This window comes from Polymorphobacter megasporae (assembly GCF_018982885.2).
Taxonomy (GTDB): Bacteria; Pseudomonadota; Alphaproteobacteria; order Sphingomonadales; family Sphingomonadaceae; genus Polymorphobacter_B; species Polymorphobacter_B megasporae.
In genome coordinates, this window is the sequence record NZ_CP081848.1 from 2,157,991 (window position 1) to 2,176,295 (window position 18,305).

Sequence of the window (18,305 nt, forward strand, 5' to 3'; positions counted from 1 at the left end):
TGGGGACGGATGGCCTTCACGCCGTTCGTCCTCCCGTCGACGCCGTTCCACCGCATGCGGTTGCTGGCGACGCTGTTGCTCGTCGCGATGGCGGCGGTCTTCGCCTTCGCGACCTGGGCGCGCGGGGCTTATCCCGATGTCGCCGGGCTCGGCTATCTCCGCGCCTTTGCCGAGGCATCGCTCGTCGGCGGGCTCGCCGACTGGTTCGCGGTGACCGCGCTGTTCCGCCACCCGCTCGGGCTGCCGATTCCGCACACTGCGATCATCCCGACCAACAAGGACCGGATCGGCGACAGCCTCGCCGCCTTCCTCAAGGATAATTTCCTTACCCCCGCGGTCATGGCGCGGCGGATGGAAGGGTTCGACGTCGCCGCCGGGCTCGCGCGCTGGCTGTCGACGCCGTCGAGCGGCGCGGCGGGCGGCCCGACCGGGCGACTGCGGCGTGCGCTGACCGGGCTCGTCGCGCGTTTCGTCGGCGCGCTCGACGACGAGGTCGTCGCGCAATTGCTCGCGGTCACCGTCACCGACCAGCTGCGCACGACCGCGGTCGCTCCCGGTATCGGGCGCTTCCTCGGCAGCCTCGTTGCCGATGGCCGCCACGAAGCGGTGATCGAGCGTGTCGTCATCGCCGGGCTCGACCTGCTCGACACCCACGAAGCCGATATCCACGCCGCCGTCGCCGAACGCTCGGGAAAATGGGTCCCGGCGTGGGTCGACGAGAAGATCTCGACCGGCATCATCGACGCGGTCCGCGCGCGGCTGCTGGCGATGTCCGACGCCGCGACGGTCCACGCCCGCCGCGACCGCGAGGCGGTGATGTCCGACTTCCGCGAGCGCCGCGCGGCAATGGAAGCTCCGGCACGTCTCGGCGCGCAGGCGGTCGCGCTCCCCGCGCCGCCGCCGAACGGCGGGCTCGGCCGCGAGCATCCCGACCGAATTGCGATCACCGGCTGGCTGACGCGACTGTCGACCGACCTGCAAAACTCAGGCAGCAGCGTCGCGGGCAAGGTCGAGGCGGCGAAGCTCGACTTGCTCGACTCGCCTGCGACCGCCGGCCTGTTTGCGTCGCTGTGGGACACGATCAAGGGCTTCCTCGCCGACGGTGCACGTCCAGGCAGCGAGAAGCGCGCCGAAACGACCTCGCGCTTCGCCGCCGAGCTGGGCGGGGTCATCACCGCCAACCCGGTCCTCGCCGACGCGCTCAACACGCTGGCCCGCCGCGCGGTCGTCAGCGTCGTCGCGACCTATGGCGCGAGCGTCGTCCGGCTGGTCAGCGACACGATCCGGTCGTGGGACGCGGGCACGGTGACCGACAAGCTCGAACAGGCGGTCGGTCGCGACCTCCAGTATATCCGCATCAACGGCACCGTCATCGGCGGGCTGATCGGGCTGGCGATCCACGCGGTCGAGGTGCTGGTCTAGGCGTCGCTCCGTCCGGCGGTCAGTCGCAAGTTTTTGCGGTAAACGCTTCGCGCGCCGCGATGATCGTCGCGCGGTTCGCCTCCGCCCATTGCCACACCCCGCAAAACGCTTCCCCCAGGCTGCGCCCAAGTTCGGTCAGTTCGTAGTCGACGCGCGGCGGGACGACGGGGTGGACGGTGCGCGTCACCAGCCCGTCGGCCTCCATCGCGCGCAACGTCTTGGTCAGCATCTTCTGGCTGATCCCGCCGATCGCGTCGCTCAGCCGGGTGAAGCGCATCCGCCCATTCACGTCGAGTGTCTCGATGACGAGCATCGTCCATTTGTCGGCGACGCGCCCGATGATCGCGGTCACCAGCGCGTCGAGTTCGGGGTCGGTGCCGATCAACTTGTCGGCACTGCTGGCGGCGAGGTCGGCGGCGGCGGGCTCGGTCATGGTATCCCTCGGGTTAGTATGGCGCGTTCGGGTGCCTTCTTTCCTTTCGCAAGTGGGTGCCTATCTGGGACGGGACAAGGAGAACGTCCCCATGAAGACCAGCGGCAACACCATTCTCATCACCGGCGGCGGCAGCGGCATCGGGCGCGGGCTCGCCGAGGCGTTCGCCGCCAACGGCAACACCGTCATCGTCGCCGGGCGGCGGCGGAGCGCGCTCGACGACGTCGTCGCAGCGAACCCGAATATCACCGCGATCGAGCTCGACGTCGCCGACCCGGCGTCGATCGCGGCGGTCGTTCCCGCCCTGCTGCGCGACTTCCCCGCGCTCGACGCGGTGATCCACAATGCCGGGATCGCGAAGGTTGAGAAGGTCGTCGATGGCGACATTGCCGATGCCGAGGCGACGATCGCGACGAACGTCCTCGGGCCGATCCGGCTGACCGCGGCGCTGCTGCCGCACCTGCTCGCCCAGCCGTCGGCGACGATCCTCACCGTGACGTCGGGGCTGGCGTTCGTCCCGCTCGCGTCGTCACCGACGTACAGCGCGAGCAAGGCGGCGCTCCATTCGTACACCGAGTCGCTGCGCCACCAGCTCGCGGCGACGTCGATCGAGGTGCTCGAAATCGCCCCGCCGTACGTCCAGACCGAGCTCGGCGGGCCGCAGCAGGCGACCGACCCGATGGCGATGCCGCTCGCTGACTTCATCGCCGAGACGATAAAGATCATCACCGGCGGCGCGACCGCCGAGGTTATCGTCGATCGCTGCCGCCCCTTGCGCGATGCCGAGGCGAAGGGTCAGTATGCGGCAACGTTCGCGATGGTCAACGCGATGCACGGGTAACGCCGACGCGCCCGGTCCCGCGACCGGGCGCGGCCCTCGCGTCGTCAGCGCGCAACCGGGCAAAGCCGCGCGCGCGGTGCGGCGATGGCGCGGTGGACGCCGTGCCGCGACGTTCGTAGACCACCTCAATGCCTGCGCCCTCTGCTTCCGTGCCGTCTTCGCTGCGGATCGCGATCGTCGGTGCCGGGCAGATCGGCAGCACCTTCGCACGCCAGCTCGCCCGCGCCGGTCACGATGTCGCCGTCGTCGCGCGCCCGGGGTCGGTGCGGTTGGCGCAGCTGCAGCGCGACGGCGCGATCGTCGATAGCGGCGGCGGGCGGGCGGGTGTCCGCGTCTTCGATCGCCTCGATGCGACGATCGCCTACGATCTCGTCATCGTCACGCTGCTCGCGCATCAGGTCGACGCGGTCATCCCCGACCTGCAGCGGAGCGCGGCGGCGTGCGTCCAGTTCATGGGCAATATGTTCGATCCCGATCGCCTGCGCCACGCGATCGGGGCCGAGCGCTGCGCCTTCGGGATGCCGTTCGTCCAGGCGATGCTCGACGGCAACGGCCGGCTCACCGCGACGATCGGTGCGGGCGGGCAGAAGACGATCATCGGGCGGCACGAGTCGGTCGACGTGTTCAACGCCGCCGACCTGCCCGCCGTTCTCGAACCCGACATGCCGCTGTGGCTCCGCTGCCATGCCCCGCTGTGCATCGCGTTCCAAAGCATTTCGATCGCCGGGGTGCGGCGCAACGGCGGCGCGTCATGGACCGAAGCGCTCGTCCTCGCACGCGGTGTCCACGCGTGCTTCGCGCTGATCGAAAGGCTCGGCTTCCCGGTCTATCCGCGATCGAAACGGCTGATGGCGCGATCACCGGCGGCGGGGCTGGCGGCGGTACTATGGGCGATGTCGCGCATCCGCTCGTTCCGTGACCTGCTGGCGACGGGGAAGTCCGAGTGTGTCGCGCTGGTCGATATGATCGCGGCAGCGGGAGCAGGAATTGCGGCGCCGGACCTCGTGGCGAGGATCGTGGCAATGAAGCCGGGCGGCTGAGGGTGCCGGTCGGGCGCGAGTCGCTTGGGCGATTGTGCCGCGTGTGAATTGGGTCGCGTGTCTGCACTGAGTGGAATTTGGAACGTCGGCTTTTGGACAACGATACCGATAAAGTCGCCGTTCCGGTTCGGCGGATCAGTGCAAGACTGGCAGGCATGCTGAAATGCACACGGCTGTTGGCTGTGGTGTCGGCTGACCTGTCACCACAGTGCACAGGCGAAGCTGTCAGGCGGCGACGGGCAGCCGCCGACGCCGGGCGGAGGCACCGAGGAGGCCGAAGCCAGCGATCATCATCGCCCAGGACGCGGGTTCGGGCACGCCGCCGACACTCACGACAAAGCCGGCGTCCGACAATTTGAACACGGTGCCTTTGTCCGAATCGCCGCCCGTGTAGGTCGTGCCATAGAGATTGCCGGCCGCGTCGGCGATCAAGCCGCCAAACGAACCTTTGCCGTTGGTGCCGTCGAAGCTGACCAGCGTCGTCAGCACGCCGCTGGCCGACACCTTGAATACGGTGCCCCAGCCCGAAGCGCCACCTTGGGAGGTCGTGCCATAGAGATTGCCGGCCGCGTCGGCGATCAGGCCGCCTTGGGCAAACGCGCCGTTGGCGGCGTCGTCAAAGCTTGCCAGCGTCGTCAGCGTGCCACTGGCCGACAGTTTGAACACGGTGCCATAACCCGACGGGCCGGCGTCGCTGGTCGTGCCGTAGAGATTGCCCGCCGCGTCGGCGACCAGGCCGGCGAGGGGATAGCCGCCGCTGGAGTCGTCGTCGAAGCTAACCAGCGTCGTCAGCGTGCCGCTGGCCGACAGCTTGAACACGTCGCCTGCACTAAAAGCGCCGCCGCTTTTGGTCGTGCCATAGACATTGCCGGCCGCGTCGGCGATGAGGCCGGCTTGGGATGCCGAGCCGTTCGTGCCGTCGAAGTCGACCAGCGTCGTCAGCGCGCCGGTGTTCGACACTTTGAACACCGTGCCATAGCCCGAAGCGCCACCCTGGGAGGTCGTGCCATACAGATTGCCGGCCGCGTCGGCGATCAGGCCGGCTTGGGGACGGAGGCCGTTGCTACCGCCGAAATTTGCCAGCGTCGTTAGTGTGCCACTGGCCGACAGCTTGAACACGGTGCCGCCAAAGCTGGCAGCGCCGCCTATGAAGGTCGTGCCATAGAGGTTGCCGGCCGCGTCGGCGGTCAGACCGGCATAGGGAGCTCTGCCGTTGGTGCCGTCGAAGCTTGCCAGTGTCGTCAGCGCCCCGCCGGCCGACAGCTCGAACACAGTGCCCTTGGACGAAGCGCCGCCCGAACTGGTCGTGCCATAGAAATTGCCTGCCCCATCGGCGATCAGGGCGGCTCGGGAACCTGAGCCGTTGGCGCCGTTGAAGCTGACCAATGTCGTCAGTGTCGCGGCATAACTCGATGACGCCGCAAACATCGCGATACCGACCATGATGCCGGTGCGCGCTGCACGGCGCATGCGCCCGGTATCGACCGGCGTGCCGGTGCTCTGCCCAAAGACTGCCATGATCGTGCTCCCGTGGCGCACAGGTGCGCTTGTCTGTTTCATCGATCGCGCACGCGGGCAGAGGCACCGCAACATCGGGTCTGCCATCGTTTAGATTGTGACCAGACGAGCATGGTCCGCAGCCCCCGTCCCGACGACGGTTAACGTTCCACGTCCGAAACGCAAGCTATTGCTCGGTTATCACGATTTAGCGTGACGTGGTTAGGCTGACAGGCGGCAGGCAGGAAACCAGGACTTCAATCAGGCGGTCGTCCGTCAGACTAAAATGTCCATTCTGGGGGGCGGAAGCGACCGTTTCAGCCAACCCGGTATGACGAGACAATCCCCCAACCTAAACCAGCCGGTCGACCGCGCGCGCGATGCGCTTGCACGCCTCGGTCAGCAGCGCGTCGCTCGTCGCGTAGCTGATGCGGAAGGCGGGCGAGCCGCCGAACGCTGCGCCCTGGACGACGGCGACGCCCTCGGTGTCGAGGAAGTAGGCGGTGACCGCTTCGTCGTCGGTCAGGGTCTTGCCCTCGGGGGTCTTGCGCCCGATCAGCCCGGCGCAGTCGGGGTAGACGTAGAACGCGCCCTCGGGCGTCGGGCAGTGGAGGCCGGGGATCGCGTTCAATCCGGCGACGACGAGGTCGCGGCGGACCTTGAACGCGGCGTTGCGCTCGATCAGGAACGACTGGTCGCCGTTCAGTGCCGCGACCGTCGCCGCCATCGAGATCGAGCACGGGTTCGACGTCGACTGCGACTGGATCTTGGCGATCGCCTTGATCAGCGGGGCGGGGCCGCCCGCGAAACCGATCCGCCAGCCGGTCATCGCATACGCCTTCGACGCGCCGTTGACCGTCAGCGTGCGCTCGTACAGCGCGGGTTCGACCTCGGCGAGGGTGGCGAATTCGAAGTCGTCGTAGACGATGTGCTCGTACATGTCGTCGGCGAGGATCCAGACGTGCGGGTGGCGCACCAGCACGTCGGCGATCGCGCGGAGTTCGGCCTTGGTGTACGCCGCCCCGGTCGGGTTCGACGGCGAGTTGAAGATCAGCCACTTGGTCTTCGGCGTGATCGCGGCGTCGAGCTGTTCAGGCGTCATCTTGTACGCCGCCTCGCTGCCGCACGGCACGATCACCGGAGTCGCCCCCGCGAGCAACACGATGTCGGGGTAGCTGACCCAGTACGGCGCGGGAATGACGACCTCGTCGCCCGGGTCGAGCGTCGCGATCATCGCGTTGAAGATCGTGTGCTTGCCGCCCGAGTTCACCGTGATCTGGTCGGCGCCGTACGTCAGCCCGTTGTCGCGCAGGAACTTGGCGCGGATCGCGTCCTTCAATTCGGGCGTGCCGTCGACCGCGGTGTACTTGGTTTGCCCGGCGCGGATCGCCGCGATCGCCGCCTCCTTGACGAAGTCGGGGGTGTCGAAGTCGGGCTCGCCCGCGCCAAGCCCGATGACGTCGTGTCCCGCTGCCTTCAATTCGAGCGCGCGGCGCGTGACGGCGAGCGTCGGCGACGGCTGGATGCGGTCGATGGCAATGGAGAAGAATGACATGATCGGGCTCCGGAAAGGCAGCGCACCGATAGGGCATGCGCCCGCCCGGCTCAATCGTTTCGACCGTACAAGAAAACAGCTGGCACGGCCGATGTTATTTGAGACCAATCGAGAGGTGCGCGAAGTAAACTCGCTAGTGAAATCGTAGAACTCGACCGATTAAAGTTGTAGAGCCAATTGAATGAGCGCATTAGATTCTTGAGACCTAGTTGTTGCTTAACAACTAGTTTAAGAAATTGACGCGAAAGCTGTGTAATTTATTGCAGTTCATTGTGTAACCGTAATGAACTTATTGCTCGTGTGTAAGTTGTGTCTAGTTGTAACCGGGTAAAATATTATGCGTTTATTTACCATGTTCGTAATTCCTGCCGGATTGCTGGCGTTGGCTACGATCGCCGCGAGCGCATCCGCCGGTACGATGATGGTCGCAACGAACGATCGCGCCGACTGCGGTTTCGCGGCATTCCCCGGCGATGTCTGGATCGGCAACGCGAACCACAGCTCGACGGCGACCCGCGAGTCGACCGCTGCCAACCCGAGCTGCCGCAGCGCCGAGCACCACATCGTCGCCGCCAGTGCGGCCGGCCACTCGGTCGCGATGGTCTCCGAGACCGCGACATGGGTGATGATGATCGGCGGCTTCGGCTTGGTCGGCATCGGCCTGCGGGGCCGCCCGCGCGGTTTTGCCCACTGATCGAGCGCCGCCCGCCGACGCGCAAGCAATCGTGGGATAGAGCGGGCTCGAGCACGGTCACTCCCGCGGGACACTCCGCCGCTCAATTCGGAACGATCAATCACTTAGCGGGCGGACCTTAGGGGCCGCCCGCTTTCGTTCAGGCCGGCCCTTTTCTCAGGGAAGGCGTGCCGCGATCAACCCCCGCAGCGAATTGCCGATCAGGAATACCCCGGCGAGATCGGCGGGGGTGAGGGGAGCCTCGACCGCGCGGCCGGTTGCGATCAGCTCGGCGCGGAGGATGCCGCCGAGGAGCCCCTCAGCAAGCGGCGGGGTCAGCAGCACCCCGTCGCGCTCGACGAAAACATTGGTGAAGCTGCCCTCGGTGAGGTGGCCGCCTCGCGTGGTGAAGACCACCTCGAACACACCGCTCGCCATGCGGGCATCATCGTAAAAGCCGCGATCGGTGGTCTTATGCCGCAGCCGCCAATCGGTCGGCGCAACCGGCAGCGGCACGAGGGCGACCGTTACCGGCTCGGCGGGGGCAGGGGGGAATGGCGACAGCTGGATCGCAAACGCACCACGCGGCGACACCAGCAGCCGCAGCCGTCCGATGATGCCGTCGGCCGCTGCGATCACCGCGCGACGGACGGCGGCCGGGTCGAAATCATAGCCGAGATAGTCCGCCGTCGCCGCCGCGCGCGCGAGGTGGCGGTCGAGCAGCGCGACAGTGCCGCCGTCGCAGCGCATCGTCTCGATGATGTCGGGCGGCGCTCGGCGGTGGAGGAACGCGCCCTTGGCGAGGCATTCGCGCCACTCGTCGGCGGCGACGCTGTCGGCGACGATCCCCGCGCCAAGTCCGATCCGCGCGCTGCCGTCGCCTTTCATCACCAAAGTGCGGATTGCGACGTTGAACGCTGCGCTGTCGCCGGAAATGTGCCCGATGCTGCCGGTGTAGACCCCGCGCGGCCCGGCCTCAAGGTCGGCGATGACCTGCATCGCGCGGATCTTCGGCGCGCCGGTGATCGACCCGCACGGAAACAGCGCGGCCAGCACGTCGACCGGGTGCGCCGCCGTCGTCGCGGTGATCGTCGAGGTCATCTGGAGCAATGTCGGGTAGCGCTCGACCGCGAACAGCGCCGGCACCGCGACCGACCCCGGCGCGGCGACGCGCGACAGGTCGTTGCGCAGCAGGTCGACGATCATCAGGTTTTCGGCGCGGTTTTTCGGGTCGGCGGCGAGGGCTGCGGCGGCGACATCGTCGTCGGAGCGCGTACTCCCTCGCGGCGCGGTCCCCTTCATCGGCCGCGCGGTCAGCGTACCGTCGTCGAGCGCGAAGAACAGTTCGGGCGACAGGCTGAGCAGCCACGCGCGCCCGGTGTGGACGAGTGCGGCGTACGGCGCGGCGGCGGCGGCGCGGAGGCGGCGGTAGATCGCCAGCGGGTGCCCGGCGACCCCGAACCGCGCGGCGAAGGTCAGGTTCGCCTGGTAAATGTCCCCGGCGGCGATCAGCGCGGCGGCGCCGTCGAGCATCGCGGCATAGTCGGCCTCGGCGATCGCGGGGGCGAGCGCGCCGATCCGTGCCGCGCCGTCGCCAAGCAGTGCCGCCGCATCGACCTCCGCCGACCCGGCGAAGTCGCCGAACCACAGCAGCGGCAGCCCGTCGTCTCCTGTTCGCGCGAGCGGGGTGAGGACGGGTTCGAGCGCATAGCCCGACTCGAAGCCGATGAAGCCGGCGTAGGTGCCGGGCCCACGCAACCGCTCGAGCGCGGGGCGGACGTCGGCGGGCGTCGTTGCAATGATCTCGCCACGCAGCCCGGTGAAAAGCCGCGCGCTGCCGCCGCGACTGGCGTCGTCGAGGAGGACGAAGGGGCGGGCGGGGTCGAACTCGGGCATCATCGCGCTCATCGCACAGGCTGGCGTTGTCGGCGATGCGGCGCTTTAATATCGCGCAAAGCGGGAGAGGCGGCATGACGTGGGCGACCGATAGGCTCGATGCGATCAAGGCTGGGGCATCAGTCCCGCCGGTCGTCGCGACGCTGCAACTCGGCGGTCTCGATGAATGGGGCGCAAACTGGGTCCGCAAGACGTGGATCCCGAAGCCCGACCTGCTCAACAGCGATGGTTCGCTGTTCGGTGGCTATGTCGCGGCACTTGCCGACCAGATGCTCGCGTTCGCAGCGATGACGGTCGTTCCGGGCGACAGCCTGTTCCGCACGATCAACCTCTCGGTCAACTTCGTCCGCATCGGGCGCGCGGCACCGTTGATGATTGAGGCACGGGTCGTCGCGGTGACTAAGCGCCTGATCACGGTCCGCGTCGAGTTCCGCCGCGATGACGGCGAGCTCATTGCCGAAGCGACCGCGCAGCAGATCGTCGAGCCGTTCGGGCGCGGTTGACTCGGTCCGGCAGGCTCCTCATCTCCACGATATGTCGAAGCCCCCGCTGCAAGCCGTCATCATCCCCGTAACCCCGCTCCAGCAGAACTGCACGCTGCTGTGGTGCACGCGCACGATGCTTGGCGCGTTCGTCGATCCGGGCGGCGATCTCGACCGGCTGATGACGGTCGCGGAACAGCACAATGTGACGATCGAGAAGCTGCTCGTGACGCACGGCCATATCGATCATTGCGGCGAGACCGGGGTGCTGCGCGAGCGGCTCGGCGTGCCGATCGAGGGGCCGCATCCCGACGACAAGTTCTGGATCGACATGCACGCCGTGTCGGGGCCGCAATATGGTGTCCCGCTCGCCGCGCCGTTTACCCCCGACCGCTGGCTCGGGCAGGGCGATACCGTGACGGTCGGCGACCTGGTGTTCGAGGTCCATCATTGTCCCGGGCATACGCCGGGGCACGTCGTGTTTCACCACAAGGCGTCCGACCTCGCGATCGTCGGCGACGTCATCTTCCAGGGATCGATCGGGCGGACCGACTTCCCCAAGGGCAATCACGCCGACCTGATCGCCGCGATCACGACGCGGCTGTGGCCGATGGGCGGCGCGACCGCGTTCATCCCGGGACACGGCGCGATGTCGACGTTCGCGGCGGAGCGACGGTCGAATCCATATGTGGCGGATAGTGTGCTCGCGGGCGGCTGAATCGCTCGTTGCGGGGCTACGTCTGTGACGCCGCTACGTACGTGACGCCGATCGTGCTGTGCCATGTCGTTGCACGCGGTCGCTCTAACGCTCGTCATCCCCGCGTAGGCGGGGATGACGGCGATTTGTGCGGTGCCGACCGCTCAAGCGCGAAAAGGCAGCAAGTCGACCCGCTGCGCTACCCCGCGTGTCCGTAAGCCAATACGATCGCCCAGATGCTTAAGCCGACCAGCACGATCCAAGTGCCCACCGCTCCGGCGAGGCGGAACGGGTTCGGCGCGGGACGGGCCATGCCGAACGCATGCGAAATGCGGAGCAGGAACAGCAGGATGCCGGTCGAGGCGAGCAATTCGTTGCCCGCGCCGATGCTGGCCTCGATCGCGCCCATTAGGATTAGAATGATCGGGACGAATTCGGCGAAGTTGGCGTGCGCGCGGATACGCCCGAGCAGGACGTCGTTGCCGCCGTCGCCGAGCATGACCTTTTCCGACTGGCGCAACTGGCCGACGCGCAGGGTCAAAACGAAATACAGCAAGCCGCAAAACCCGGCGGTGACGAGTGTGATCATCATTAGCGTGATTTCCCCTGTGTGTCCGTTACCGCTCTTTTTGGCGTGCAACCAAAATCTTCTTACATTGTTGAGACTCCACGACAACCGAAGGAGCTAGACATGGACGAAGACCGCATCGATGGCGCCCTCAAGAAGATGGGCGGCAGCATCAAGGAAGCCGCTGGTAAGCTCATCGGCGACACCAAGATGGAAGCCGAAGGCAAGGCTAAGAAGGCCGAAGGTACCGTGCAGAACACGGTCGGCGGAGCCAAGGACGCGATCCGCGGCGACGCCTAAGCCTTAACAAGTTGCGTTACGCGGCCGTCCCCTTCGCAGGGGGCGGCCGTTTTCGTGTCGGCTGGGCGCGTGCGATCCGTTACGGATTTGAGATTGCGTCTGCGCCACAAATCTCTATGGTCCGCGCCTCGACTGAAACCTTGGCGGTTTTCTCGGACCGCGCGTGCGGTTCGGTGATATCCGCGACTCGCATAAGAAGACAGGTGCCTCGATGGCCGTTCCGAAACGCAAAACTTCGCCCTCGCGCCGCAACATGCGTCGCAGCCACCATGCGCTGACCGCGGTGGTGAGCCAGGAGTGCCCGAACTGCGGCGAGCTCAAGCTTCCGCACAACCTCTGCCCGTCGTGTGGCTTCTACAAGGACCGCGCTGTCCTCGAGATGCAGCCCTGACCTGTCGTCCGATCGGACGGAAATGACCGACCGCCCCGTTATCGCGCTCGACGTCATGGGTGGTGACGGCGGGCCTGCAGTCGTGATCGCTGCTGCTGAAATCGCGCAGGAGCGCTATCCGAAACTGCTTTACCGCTTGTACGGCGGTGAAGAGGCGATCCGCGACCAGCTCAAGCGCAATCCGCGCGTCGCGGCGAACGCGGTCGTTGTTCACAGTGCCGACGTGATTCTCGGCACCGACAAGCCGTCGGCAGCGGTCCGCCGCCAGCGGACGACGTCGATGGGCATGGCGATCGCTGCGATCAAGGCAGGCGAGGCGCAAGCGATGGTTTCGGCCGGCAACACCGGCGCGCTGATGGCAATGGCCAAGCTGACGCTGCGGACGATGGAGGGCATCGACCGCCCCGCGCTCGCCGCGCTGCTGCCGACGCTCAAGAACGATTCGGTCGTCCTCGACCTCGGCGCGAACGTTGAGTGCGATACCGAAAACCTCGTCCAATTCGCCGTGATGGGGGCCGCGTTCGCGCGTACCGTCCTCGGCGTCGAGCGCCCGCGCGTCGCGCTGCTCAACATCGGCGAGGAGGAATTGAAGGGCACCGAGGAGCTCAAGATGGCTGCCGCCTTGCTCCGCGCCGCCGACCTGCCGATGACCTTCACCGGCTTCGTCGAGGGCGACAAGATCGGCGCGGGTGACGTCGACGTCATCGTCACCGACGGCTTCACCGGCAATGTCGCGTTGAAAACCGCCGAAGGCACCGGGCGGCTCGTTACCGGGCTGCTCGCACAATCTTTCCGCACGTCGTGGCTGACCCAGCTCGGTTACCTGCTGTCCCGTGGAGCCCTTCGGGCGCTCGCGCGGCATCTCGATCCCAACGCGCACAATGGTGCGGTGTTTCTCGGCCTCAATGGACTCGTCGTCAAAAGCCATGGCAGTGCCACGGTTCGCGGTATGGCGCACGCCATCGGCGTCGCGCACGACCTCGTCGCGGGCGATATCACCCGTCGTATCGCGAGCGACCTCGACAATTTCCGCTCGCACCGCCCGGTCGTCGCCGCGAACGACGGCCATGACGCGTCGGTCGCGTGATGGGGTTGGGTCTTGCTTTCTTGCCGTCATTCCCGCGAAGACGGGAACCCATTTTCCAGAGGCGGTTGAAGTGAAGCTCAGCGCGTCCAACAACCCGCAGCAACGCTGGGCAGCCTCTGGAAAATGGGTTCCCGCCTTCGCGGGAATGACGACCAAGCAGTTGGGACTATTCGCGCGATGATCCGTCGCTCGGTCATCCTCGGCACCGGCAGCTACCTGCCCGACCGAATCCTGACCAACGCCGACCTCGCTGCGAGCGTCGACACCACCGACGAATGGATCGTCGAGCGCACTGGCATCCGCCAGCGCCACATCGCCGCCGATGGTGAACTGACCTCCGATCTCGGCGTCGCCGCCGCCCGCCGCGCCCTTGCCGCCGCCAGGCTGACTGCCGACGACGTCGACCTGATCGTCGTAGCGACCGCCACCCCCGACCAGACCTTCCCGTCGTGCGCCACCGTCATCCAGCACAAGCTCGGCATGGTCCGCGGCGTCGCCTTCGACGTCGCTGCGGTGTGCTCGGGGTTCCTATATGCCTTGAGCGTCGCCGATGCGATGCTCGTCACTGGGGCGGCGAACACCGCGCTGGTCATCGGCGCTGAGACGTTTTCACGGCTGCTCGACTGGTCGGACCGCGGCACCTGCGTCCTGTTCGGCGACGGCGCCGGCGCGGTCGTCCTGCGTGCCGAGAACGCTCCAGGCACGAGCGCCGACCGCGGCATCCTCGCGTCGAAGCTCCATTCGGACGGACGCTACAACGACCTGCTCTACGTCGACGGCGGCCCCGGATCGACTGGCACCGTCGGCAAGTTGCGAATGAAGGGGCGCGAGGTCTTCCGCCACGCCGTCACCAATCTCGCCAGCGTGATGACCGAGACGCTCGCCGCCGCCGGCCTTGCCGCGACCGACGTCGCGTGGGTCGTGCCGCACCAGGCCAATCTTCGCATCCTCGAAGGCACCGCGAAGAAGCTCGGATTGCCGATCGAGCGCGTCATCGTCACCGTCGACGGGCATGCAAATACATCGGCGGCATCGGTTCCGCTCGCACTCGACGCCGCCGTTCGTGATGGACGGATTAAACGCGGTGATTTACTGATACTTGAAGCGATGGGTGGTGGCTTTACGTGGGGTGCGGCTGCGGTTCGTTGGTGACAGGGGCATGAGGGGGATGATGGAAATGAGTACGGCGAGCGAAACCAGCGTCCGGGTCCGCGGCGCGGCGCGCGCCAAGTCGACAGCGGGCAGCGTTACCCGTGCCGACCTATGCGAAGCGGTTCACCGCGAGCTCGGTCTTGCGCGGAGTGAATCGTCCGATCTCGTCGAACAGGTGCTCGACCAAATCTGCAGGACGCTCATCGACGGGACCAACGTTAAGGTGTCGTCGTTCGGCAGCTTCGTGCTGCGGAACAAGGGCCAGCGGATCGGGCGCAACCCCAAGACCGGCGAGGAAGTGCCGATCGAGCCGCGCACCGTCCTGACCTTCCGCCCAAGTCAACTCCTCCGCGCGCGGATCAACGGCGGCATCGATCCGGGTCCCGAGGCCGACGACGCCGAACCCGCCGACTGATGGCGTCGAGCGAACCCGCATACCGGACGATCAGCGAGGTCGCCGAACAGATCGGCGTCCCGCAACACGTGCTTCGGTTCTGGGAGACGCGATTCCCGCAGATCCAGCCGCTCAAGCGCGGCGGCAACCGGCGGTACTATCGCCCGCAGGACATTGCGCTGCTGACGCGGATCAACCGCCTGCTGCATACCGACGGCTATACCATCAAGGGCGTGCAGAAGCTGCTCGACGATGGCGCGGCACCCGTGGCGGATGCGGGCGCGGCACCGAAGGTTGCGGCGCGGCGGGTAGCGGCTCCGCTAGCTCCGACACCGGTTTCCGATACCAGCAAACCCCGCGACGCGAGCCTGCTCGTTGCGATCCGCGCCCGGCTTGCAGCGGCGCTCGCCGAAGCGCGCGCACTTTGATCACACACTTTCCCCTCCCCTCCCCTGAAGGGGAGGGGACGTTTTCGTGAAAACCATCGCGGTCTTCTCGGTCAAGGGCGGAGTTGGCAAGACTGCGTGTGCGGTCAATCTCGCCTATGCCGCCGCGACGCAATCAGCGCGGCGGACATTGTTGTGGGACCTCGACGGACAGGGGGCTGCGACTTTCACGCTGCGGCTCGCGGCGAAGCCCGGGACCTCGGCGCGCAAGCTGTTCGCTGCCGACGCCGAGCTCGACGCGCTGATCCAACCAAGCGCGTACCCGAACCTCGACGTGCTCCCCGCCGACAAGTCGCTGCGCCACCTCGACCGGCTGATCGCCGAGGACGGTGCACGCAGCCTCAAGAAGATGTTGAAAAGCTTCGATCGCGATTACGACCGCGTCATCCTCGACTGCCCGCCGGGGCTGACCGAGCTTGCCGAGCAGGCGTTCCGCGCCGCCGACCTGCTCGTCGTGCCGCTGCTGCCATCGCCGTTGTCCGAACGCGCGTACGACCAGCTCGTCGCGCATCTCGGCAAGCATCACCGCAAGGGGCCCGCGCTGGTTCCGGTGTGGACGATGGTCGACCGGCGGCGCGCGCTCCACAAGGCGACGGTCGATGCGTTCCCCGACCGCGTCGCGATCCCGTATGCGGTCGAGATCGAGGCGATGGCGGTCCACCAGGCCCCAGTCGCAGCGACCGCGCCGAACGGTCTTGCCGCGCGCAGTTTCAATAAGTTGTGGGGCGAGGTCGAAGCGGCGCTGCGCTAACGGCGAACATCTGGGGGGACGAGGACATGACGACCGAACTGACGCTGCTCGCCTGGACGATCGTTCTCGCCATCGTCTACATCATCGCCTTCGACGTAGTCCGCACCGGGCAATACGGCACGAAATGGAACATGGGACCGCGCGACGCCGCGATGCCGCCGCTGTCCCCCGTCGCCGAGCGGCTTGGCCGCGCGCAGGCCAACCTGTTCGAAACGCTGCCGTTGTTCATCGGTGCGGTGCTGATCGCGCACGCTGCTGGCATTCACACGCCGCGGACCGTTCTCGGCGCCGAGCTCTATTTCTGGGGGCGTGTGATCTACCTACCGCTGTATGCCTTCGGGGTGCCGGTGGTCCGCTCGCTCGTCTGGCTGGTCAGCGTCGCGGGTCTCGCGCTGATCCTGATCGCGGTCCTGTAGCGCCGTGACGATCCGCGCGGGTGTCGGCGGCTGGACCTTCGAGCCGTGGCGCGGGGTGTTCTATCCCAAGGGGTTGCCGCATTCGCGCGAACTCGAATTCGCCAGCCGCGCGCTGACGACGATTGAGGTCAACGGCACCTTCTACGGCTCGATGTCGCCCGCGACCTACGCCAAGTGGCACGCCGAAACCCCCGACGACTTCGTCTTTTCGCTCAAGGCGCCGCGCTTCGCGGTCAACCGCCGCGAGCTTGCCGGGGCGGGCGAATCGATCGAGCGCTTCTTCGCCAGCGGGGTCGACGAATTGGGCGATAAGCTCGGGCCGATCCTGTGGCAGTTCGCGGCGACCAAGCAGTTCGACGCCGACGATTTCGCCAAATTCATCAAGCTGTTGCCGGCGAAACTTGGGTTGCGCACGCTCCGCCACGTTCTCGAACCGCGCCATGAAAGCTTCCGCGACCCGGCTTTCGTGGCGATGGCGCGCGACGCCGGGGCGGCGATCGTCTTCGCCGACGCGCACGCCTACCCGATGTTCGACGAGGCGACCGCCGACTTCACCTATGCGCGGCTCCAGAACGGCGATGACGATGAACCCCTCGGCTACCCCGACGCCGCGCTCGACGGCTGGGCCGAGCAGGCCCGGCACTGGGGTGAGGGCGGGCGCGACGCGTTCGTCTACTTCATCCACGGCGGGAAGGTCCGTGCCCCGGCGGCGGCGAAGGCGCTGCTTGAAAGGCTCTAGCGCTACCCCTCCCCTTCAGGGGAGGGGCGAGAGACAGCGCGCTTGCGCTGGCCCGGGGGTGGGGCAGGGCGCGCGGCATTGCAACGCCGCGCCACTCCCCCACCCCCGACCCCTCCCCTAAATGGGAGGGGAGCAGAAGGGAGCGAAGCAATAGGGCTTGACCCCCCAAAAGGGGGGAGGGGACGGAGCGCTTTCGCCCTTGTCGCCCAACGGCTTACCTGCAACTTTGACCGGGTAATCGAACAAGGCGCGCCGGTAATGCAACGACTGATCTCGGCCATGACCGCCGCGCTCCTCATCGCCGGACCCGCCGTCGCCAAGCCCGCGACCGACCGCGTCGGGCACCTGCTCCGCGAACTCGCCGACGCCCCCGGGCCATCGGGGTTCGAGGAGGCGGTGCGCGCGGTGATGGTCCGCGAACTGCGCCCGTTGAGCGACACGATAACCTACGACGGGATCGGCTCGGTCATCGCCAAGCAGGGCAGCAGCGGGCCGAAGATCATGCTCGACGCGCACATGGACGAGCTCGGCGGGGTCGTCCGGCGGGTGACGCCCGGCGGCTTTCTGTCGATGCAGATGCTCGGCGGCTGGCTCGATCAGGCGCTCGTCGACCAGCGCTGGGTGATCATCGGCAGCAAGGGGCCGGTCAAGGCGGTCACCGGCATCCGCGACATCCACGTCGTCCCGGCCGACGAACGCGGAAAGGTCTTTCCGCGCGAAAGCCTGTACCTAGACGTCGGCGCGCGCAACGCCGCCGAGGTCGCGGCGCTCGGGATCGGCCCCGGCGACCCCGTCGTTCCCGATGCGCCGTTCGAGGTGATGGCGGGCGGCGACCGCTATCTCGGCAAGGCGTGGGACGACCGCGTCGGCTGCGCGGTGGTGATTGAGGCGCTGCGGCGGCTCCGTGCGCAGGGTCACCCGAACCAGCTGTTCGTCGCGGCGACGGTGCAGGAGGAGGTCGGCCTGCGCGGCGCGCGGACCGCGGCCGACCTGATCAAGCCCGACATCGGCATCGCCATCGAGGGCGGCATCACCGGCGACAGCATCGGCCGCAACCCCGAGGAGACGCAGGCGGTGCTCGCCGGCGGCCCGGGGATGTTCCTGTATGATTCGAGCACGATCCCTAACCGCAAGCTGGTGGCGCTTGTCGACCGCGTCGCAGCGGAGGCGAACATCCCGCTCCAGCACGATCTGGTCCAGGGCTACGGCGACGATTCGGCGGCGATCCAGGCGACTGCGGGCGGGGTGCCGACGGTCAATCTGGTGGTCGTCGCGCGGTATACGCACGCGCACAACGGGATCATCGACCGGGGGGATTTCGACCGGATGGTGACTTTGGTTGTCGGGGTGATCGGCAAGCTCGACGCGGCAGAAGTCGCGCGGCTGCGGTCGTTCGAGCCTTGAGCTCAACGACGGTTCCGAAGGGGTGTGACGGCGCACGTTTCACTAAGAAGTTTCGTCATCCCGGCGAAGGCCGGGACCCATCTCACCACGCGACGTACCCGTGGCGCGATGGATCCCGGCC

21 protein-coding genes are annotated in these 18,305 nt (G+C 67.2%); 16 read left to right on the top strand and 5 right to left on the bottom strand.

The annotated features are described in order from the left end of the window. Positions 1-9 precede the first annotated feature (9 nt). A complete protein-coding gene (locus KTC28_RS10235) occupies positions 10-1,422 on the top strand; it encodes a DUF445 domain-containing protein (protein ID WP_216708809.1) in 1,413 nt (470 codons plus the stop codon). A 19-nt stretch (positions 1,423-1,441) separates the two neighbouring features. Here KTC28_RS10235 and KTC28_RS10240 read toward each other — a convergent pair whose 3' ends face one another. Then, positions 1,442-1,855: a winged helix-turn-helix transcriptional regulator gene (locus tag KTC28_RS10240; RefSeq protein ID WP_216708810.1), complete on the bottom strand. Its 414-nt coding sequence runs from the start codon at positions 1,853-1,855 to the stop codon at positions 1,442-1,444. A 91-nt stretch (positions 1,856-1,946) separates the two neighbouring features. On the opposite strand from KTC28_RS10240, the gene KTC28_RS10245 reads away from it, so the two are divergent. Further along, positions 1,947-2,696: an SDR family oxidoreductase gene (locus KTC28_RS10245; protein WP_216708811.1), complete on the top strand. Its 750-nt coding sequence runs from the start codon at positions 1,947-1,949 to the stop codon at positions 2,694-2,696. Between the two features lie 128 nt (positions 2,697-2,824). Continuing rightward, the gene (locus KTC28_RS10250) at positions 2,825-3,736 is read left to right on the top strand and encodes a ketopantoate reductase family protein (RefSeq protein ID WP_216708812.1); all 912 of its coding nucleotides are present in this window, start codon (positions 2,825-2,827) and stop codon (positions 3,734-3,736) included. Between the two features lie 225 nt (positions 3,737-3,961). On the opposite strand, the gene KTC28_RS10255 is transcribed toward KTC28_RS10250, so the two are convergent. Together KTC28_RS10255 and KTC28_RS10260 are read right to left on the bottom strand one after the other, a co-directional pair. After that, entirely contained in the window at positions 3,962-5,122 is a 1,161-nt protein-coding gene (locus KTC28_RS10255) for a choice-of-anchor tandem repeat GloVer-containing protein (protein WP_216708813.1), read from the bottom strand. Positions 5,123-5,585: 463 nt separating this feature from the next. Beyond that, positions 5,586-6,788, bottom strand: coding sequence for a pyridoxal phosphate-dependent aminotransferase (locus KTC28_RS10260; RefSeq protein ID WP_216708814.1), 1,203 nt, complete (start codon positions 6,786-6,788; stop codon positions 5,586-5,588). Between the two features lie 337 nt (positions 6,789-7,125). Between KTC28_RS10260 and KTC28_RS10265 the strand changes: the two genes are divergently transcribed. Continuing rightward, complete coding sequence (locus KTC28_RS10265; protein ID WP_216708815.1) at positions 7,126-7,482, top strand: hypothetical protein; 357 nt, start codon at positions 7,126-7,128, stop codon at positions 7,480-7,482. A 156-nt stretch (positions 7,483-7,638) separates the two neighbouring features. Here KTC28_RS10265 and pabB read toward each other — a convergent pair whose 3' ends face one another. Next, the gene (gene pabB, locus KTC28_RS10270; protein ID WP_255601908.1) at positions 7,639-9,369 is read right to left on the bottom strand and encodes an aminodeoxychorismate synthase component I; all 1,731 of its coding nucleotides are present in this window, start codon (positions 9,367-9,369) and stop codon (positions 7,639-7,641) included. Between the two features lie 62 nt (positions 9,370-9,431). Here pabB and KTC28_RS10275 point away from each other — a divergent pair, with 62 nt between their 5' ends. Then, positions 9,432-9,860, top strand: a complete 429-nt coding sequence (locus tag KTC28_RS10275) for a PaaI family thioesterase (protein WP_216708816.1) — start codon at positions 9,432-9,434, stop codon at positions 9,858-9,860. A gap of 31 nt (positions 9,861-9,891) precedes the next feature. Then, a complete protein-coding gene (locus KTC28_RS10280) occupies positions 9,892-10,557 on the top strand; it encodes an MBL fold metallo-hydrolase (protein WP_216708817.1) in 666 nt (221 codons plus the stop codon). Between the two features lie 178 nt (positions 10,558-10,735). Here KTC28_RS10280 and KTC28_RS10285 read toward each other — a convergent pair whose 3' ends face one another. Continuing rightward, positions 10,736-11,128, bottom strand: coding sequence for an MAPEG family protein (locus tag KTC28_RS10285; RefSeq protein ID WP_216708818.1), 393 nt, complete (start codon positions 11,126-11,128; stop codon positions 10,736-10,738). A gap of 99 nt (positions 11,129-11,227) precedes the next feature. On the opposite strand from KTC28_RS10285, the gene KTC28_RS10290 reads away from it, so the two are divergent. From KTC28_RS10290 to KTC28_RS10335, 10 genes are all read left to right on the top strand, one after another. Next, a complete protein-coding gene (locus KTC28_RS10290; protein WP_216708819.1) occupies positions 11,228-11,404 on the top strand; it encodes a CsbD family protein in 177 nt (58 codons plus the stop codon). Positions 11,405-11,615: 211 nt separating this feature from the next. Next, the gene (gene rpmF, locus KTC28_RS10295; protein ID WP_216708820.1) at positions 11,616-11,795 is read left to right on the top strand and encodes a 50S ribosomal protein L32; all 180 of its coding nucleotides are present in this window, start codon (positions 11,616-11,618) and stop codon (positions 11,793-11,795) included. 22 nt (positions 11,796-11,817) lie between these two features. After that, positions 11,818-12,882 carry a phosphate acyltransferase PlsX gene (plsX, locus tag KTC28_RS10300; protein ID WP_216708821.1) on the top strand — a complete coding sequence of 355 codons (1,065 nt, stop codon included), beginning with the start codon at positions 11,818-11,820 and terminating at the stop codon, positions 12,880-12,882. 177 nt (positions 12,883-13,059) lie between these two features. Next, positions 13,060-14,034 carry a beta-ketoacyl-ACP synthase III gene (locus KTC28_RS10305; protein WP_216708822.1) on the top strand — a complete coding sequence of 325 codons (975 nt, stop codon included), beginning with the start codon at positions 13,060-13,062 and terminating at the stop codon, positions 14,032-14,034. Between the two features lie 25 nt (positions 14,035-14,059). Beyond that, positions 14,060-14,449 (top strand): integration host factor subunit alpha, encoded by a 390-nt coding sequence (locus KTC28_RS10310; RefSeq protein WP_216708823.1) that lies wholly within the window; start codon positions 14,060-14,062, stop codon positions 14,447-14,449. Further along, complete coding sequence (locus tag KTC28_RS10315; RefSeq protein WP_216708824.1) at positions 14,449-14,856, top strand: MerR family transcriptional regulator; 408 nt, start codon at positions 14,449-14,451, stop codon at positions 14,854-14,856. Before KTC28_RS10310 ends, KTC28_RS10315 begins: the two co-directional genes overlap by 1 nt. A gap of 46 nt (positions 14,857-14,902) precedes the next feature. Beyond that, entirely contained in the window at positions 14,903-15,625 is a 723-nt protein-coding gene (locus KTC28_RS10320; RefSeq protein ID WP_216708825.1) for a ParA family protein, read from the top strand. Positions 15,626-15,651: 26 nt separating this feature from the next. After that, entirely contained in the window at positions 15,652-16,041 is a 390-nt protein-coding gene (locus tag KTC28_RS10325) for an MAPEG family protein (RefSeq protein ID WP_216708826.1), read from the top strand. Between the two features lie 4 nt (positions 16,042-16,045). Beyond that, the gene (locus KTC28_RS10330) at positions 16,046-16,780 is read left to right on the top strand and encodes a DUF72 domain-containing protein (RefSeq protein ID WP_216708827.1); all 735 of its coding nucleotides are present in this window, start codon (positions 16,046-16,048) and stop codon (positions 16,778-16,780) included. Between the two features lie 258 nt (positions 16,781-17,038). Beyond that, positions 17,039-18,184 carry a M42 family metallopeptidase gene (locus KTC28_RS10335; protein WP_216708828.1) on the top strand — a complete coding sequence of 382 codons (1,146 nt, stop codon included), beginning with the start codon at positions 17,039-17,041 and terminating at the stop codon, positions 18,182-18,184. The last annotated feature ends 121 nt before the right edge of the window (positions 18,185-18,305 follow it).

Excerpts from the sequence above, each read along its gene's own strand:
- KTC28_RS10235 (WP_216708809.1), top strand. The coding sequence starts at position 10 with ATGGCCTTCACGCCGTTCGTCCTCCCGTCGACGCCGTTCCACCGCATG.
- KTC28_RS10240 (WP_216708810.1), bottom strand. The coding sequence starts at position 1,855 with ATGACCGAGCCCGCCGCCGCCGACCTCGCCGCCAGCAGTGCCGACAAG.
- KTC28_RS10245 (WP_216708811.1), top strand. The coding sequence starts at position 1,947 with ATGAAGACCAGCGGCAACACCATTCTCATCACCGGCGGCGGCAGCGGC.
- KTC28_RS10250 (WP_216708812.1), top strand. The coding sequence starts at position 2,825 with ATGCCTGCGCCCTCTGCTTCCGTGCCGTCTTCGCTGCGGATCGCGATC.
- KTC28_RS10260 (WP_216708814.1), bottom strand. The coding sequence starts at position 6,788 with ATGTCATTCTTCTCCATTGCCATCGACCGCATCCAGCCGTCGCCGACG.
- KTC28_RS10265 (WP_216708815.1), top strand. The coding sequence starts at position 7,126 with ATGCGTTTATTTACCATGTTCGTAATTCCTGCCGGATTGCTGGCGTTG.
- pabB (WP_255601908.1), bottom strand. The coding sequence starts at position 9,369 with ATGAGCGCGATGATGCCCGAGTTCGACCCCGCCCGCCCCTTCGTCCTC.
- KTC28_RS10275 (WP_216708816.1), top strand. The coding sequence starts at position 9,432 with ATGACGTGGGCGACCGATAGGCTCGATGCGATCAAGGCTGGGGCATCA.
- KTC28_RS10280 (WP_216708817.1), top strand. The coding sequence starts at position 9,892 with ATGTCGAAGCCCCCGCTGCAAGCCGTCATCATCCCCGTAACCCCGCTC.
- KTC28_RS10285 (WP_216708818.1), bottom strand. The coding sequence starts at position 11,128 with ATGATGATCACACTCGTCACCGCCGGGTTTTGCGGCTTGCTGTATTTC.
- KTC28_RS10290 (WP_216708819.1), top strand. The coding sequence starts at position 11,228 with ATGGACGAAGACCGCATCGATGGCGCCCTCAAGAAGATGGGCGGCAGC.
- rpmF (WP_216708820.1), top strand. The coding sequence starts at position 11,616 with ATGGCCGTTCCGAAACGCAAAACTTCGCCCTCGCGCCGCAACATGCGT.
- plsX (WP_216708821.1), top strand. The coding sequence starts at position 11,818 with ATGACCGACCGCCCCGTTATCGCGCTCGACGTCATGGGTGGTGACGGC.
- KTC28_RS10305 (WP_216708822.1), top strand. The coding sequence starts at position 13,060 with ATGATCCGTCGCTCGGTCATCCTCGGCACCGGCAGCTACCTGCCCGAC.
- KTC28_RS10310 (WP_216708823.1), top strand. The coding sequence starts at position 14,060 with ATGAGTACGGCGAGCGAAACCAGCGTCCGGGTCCGCGGCGCGGCGCGC.
- KTC28_RS10315 (WP_216708824.1), top strand. The coding sequence starts at position 14,449 with ATGGCGTCGAGCGAACCCGCATACCGGACGATCAGCGAGGTCGCCGAA.
- KTC28_RS10325 (WP_216708826.1), top strand. The coding sequence starts at position 15,652 with ATGACGACCGAACTGACGCTGCTCGCCTGGACGATCGTTCTCGCCATC.
- KTC28_RS10335 (WP_216708828.1), top strand. The coding sequence starts at position 17,039 with ATGCAACGACTGATCTCGGCCATGACCGCCGCGCTCCTCATCGCCGGA.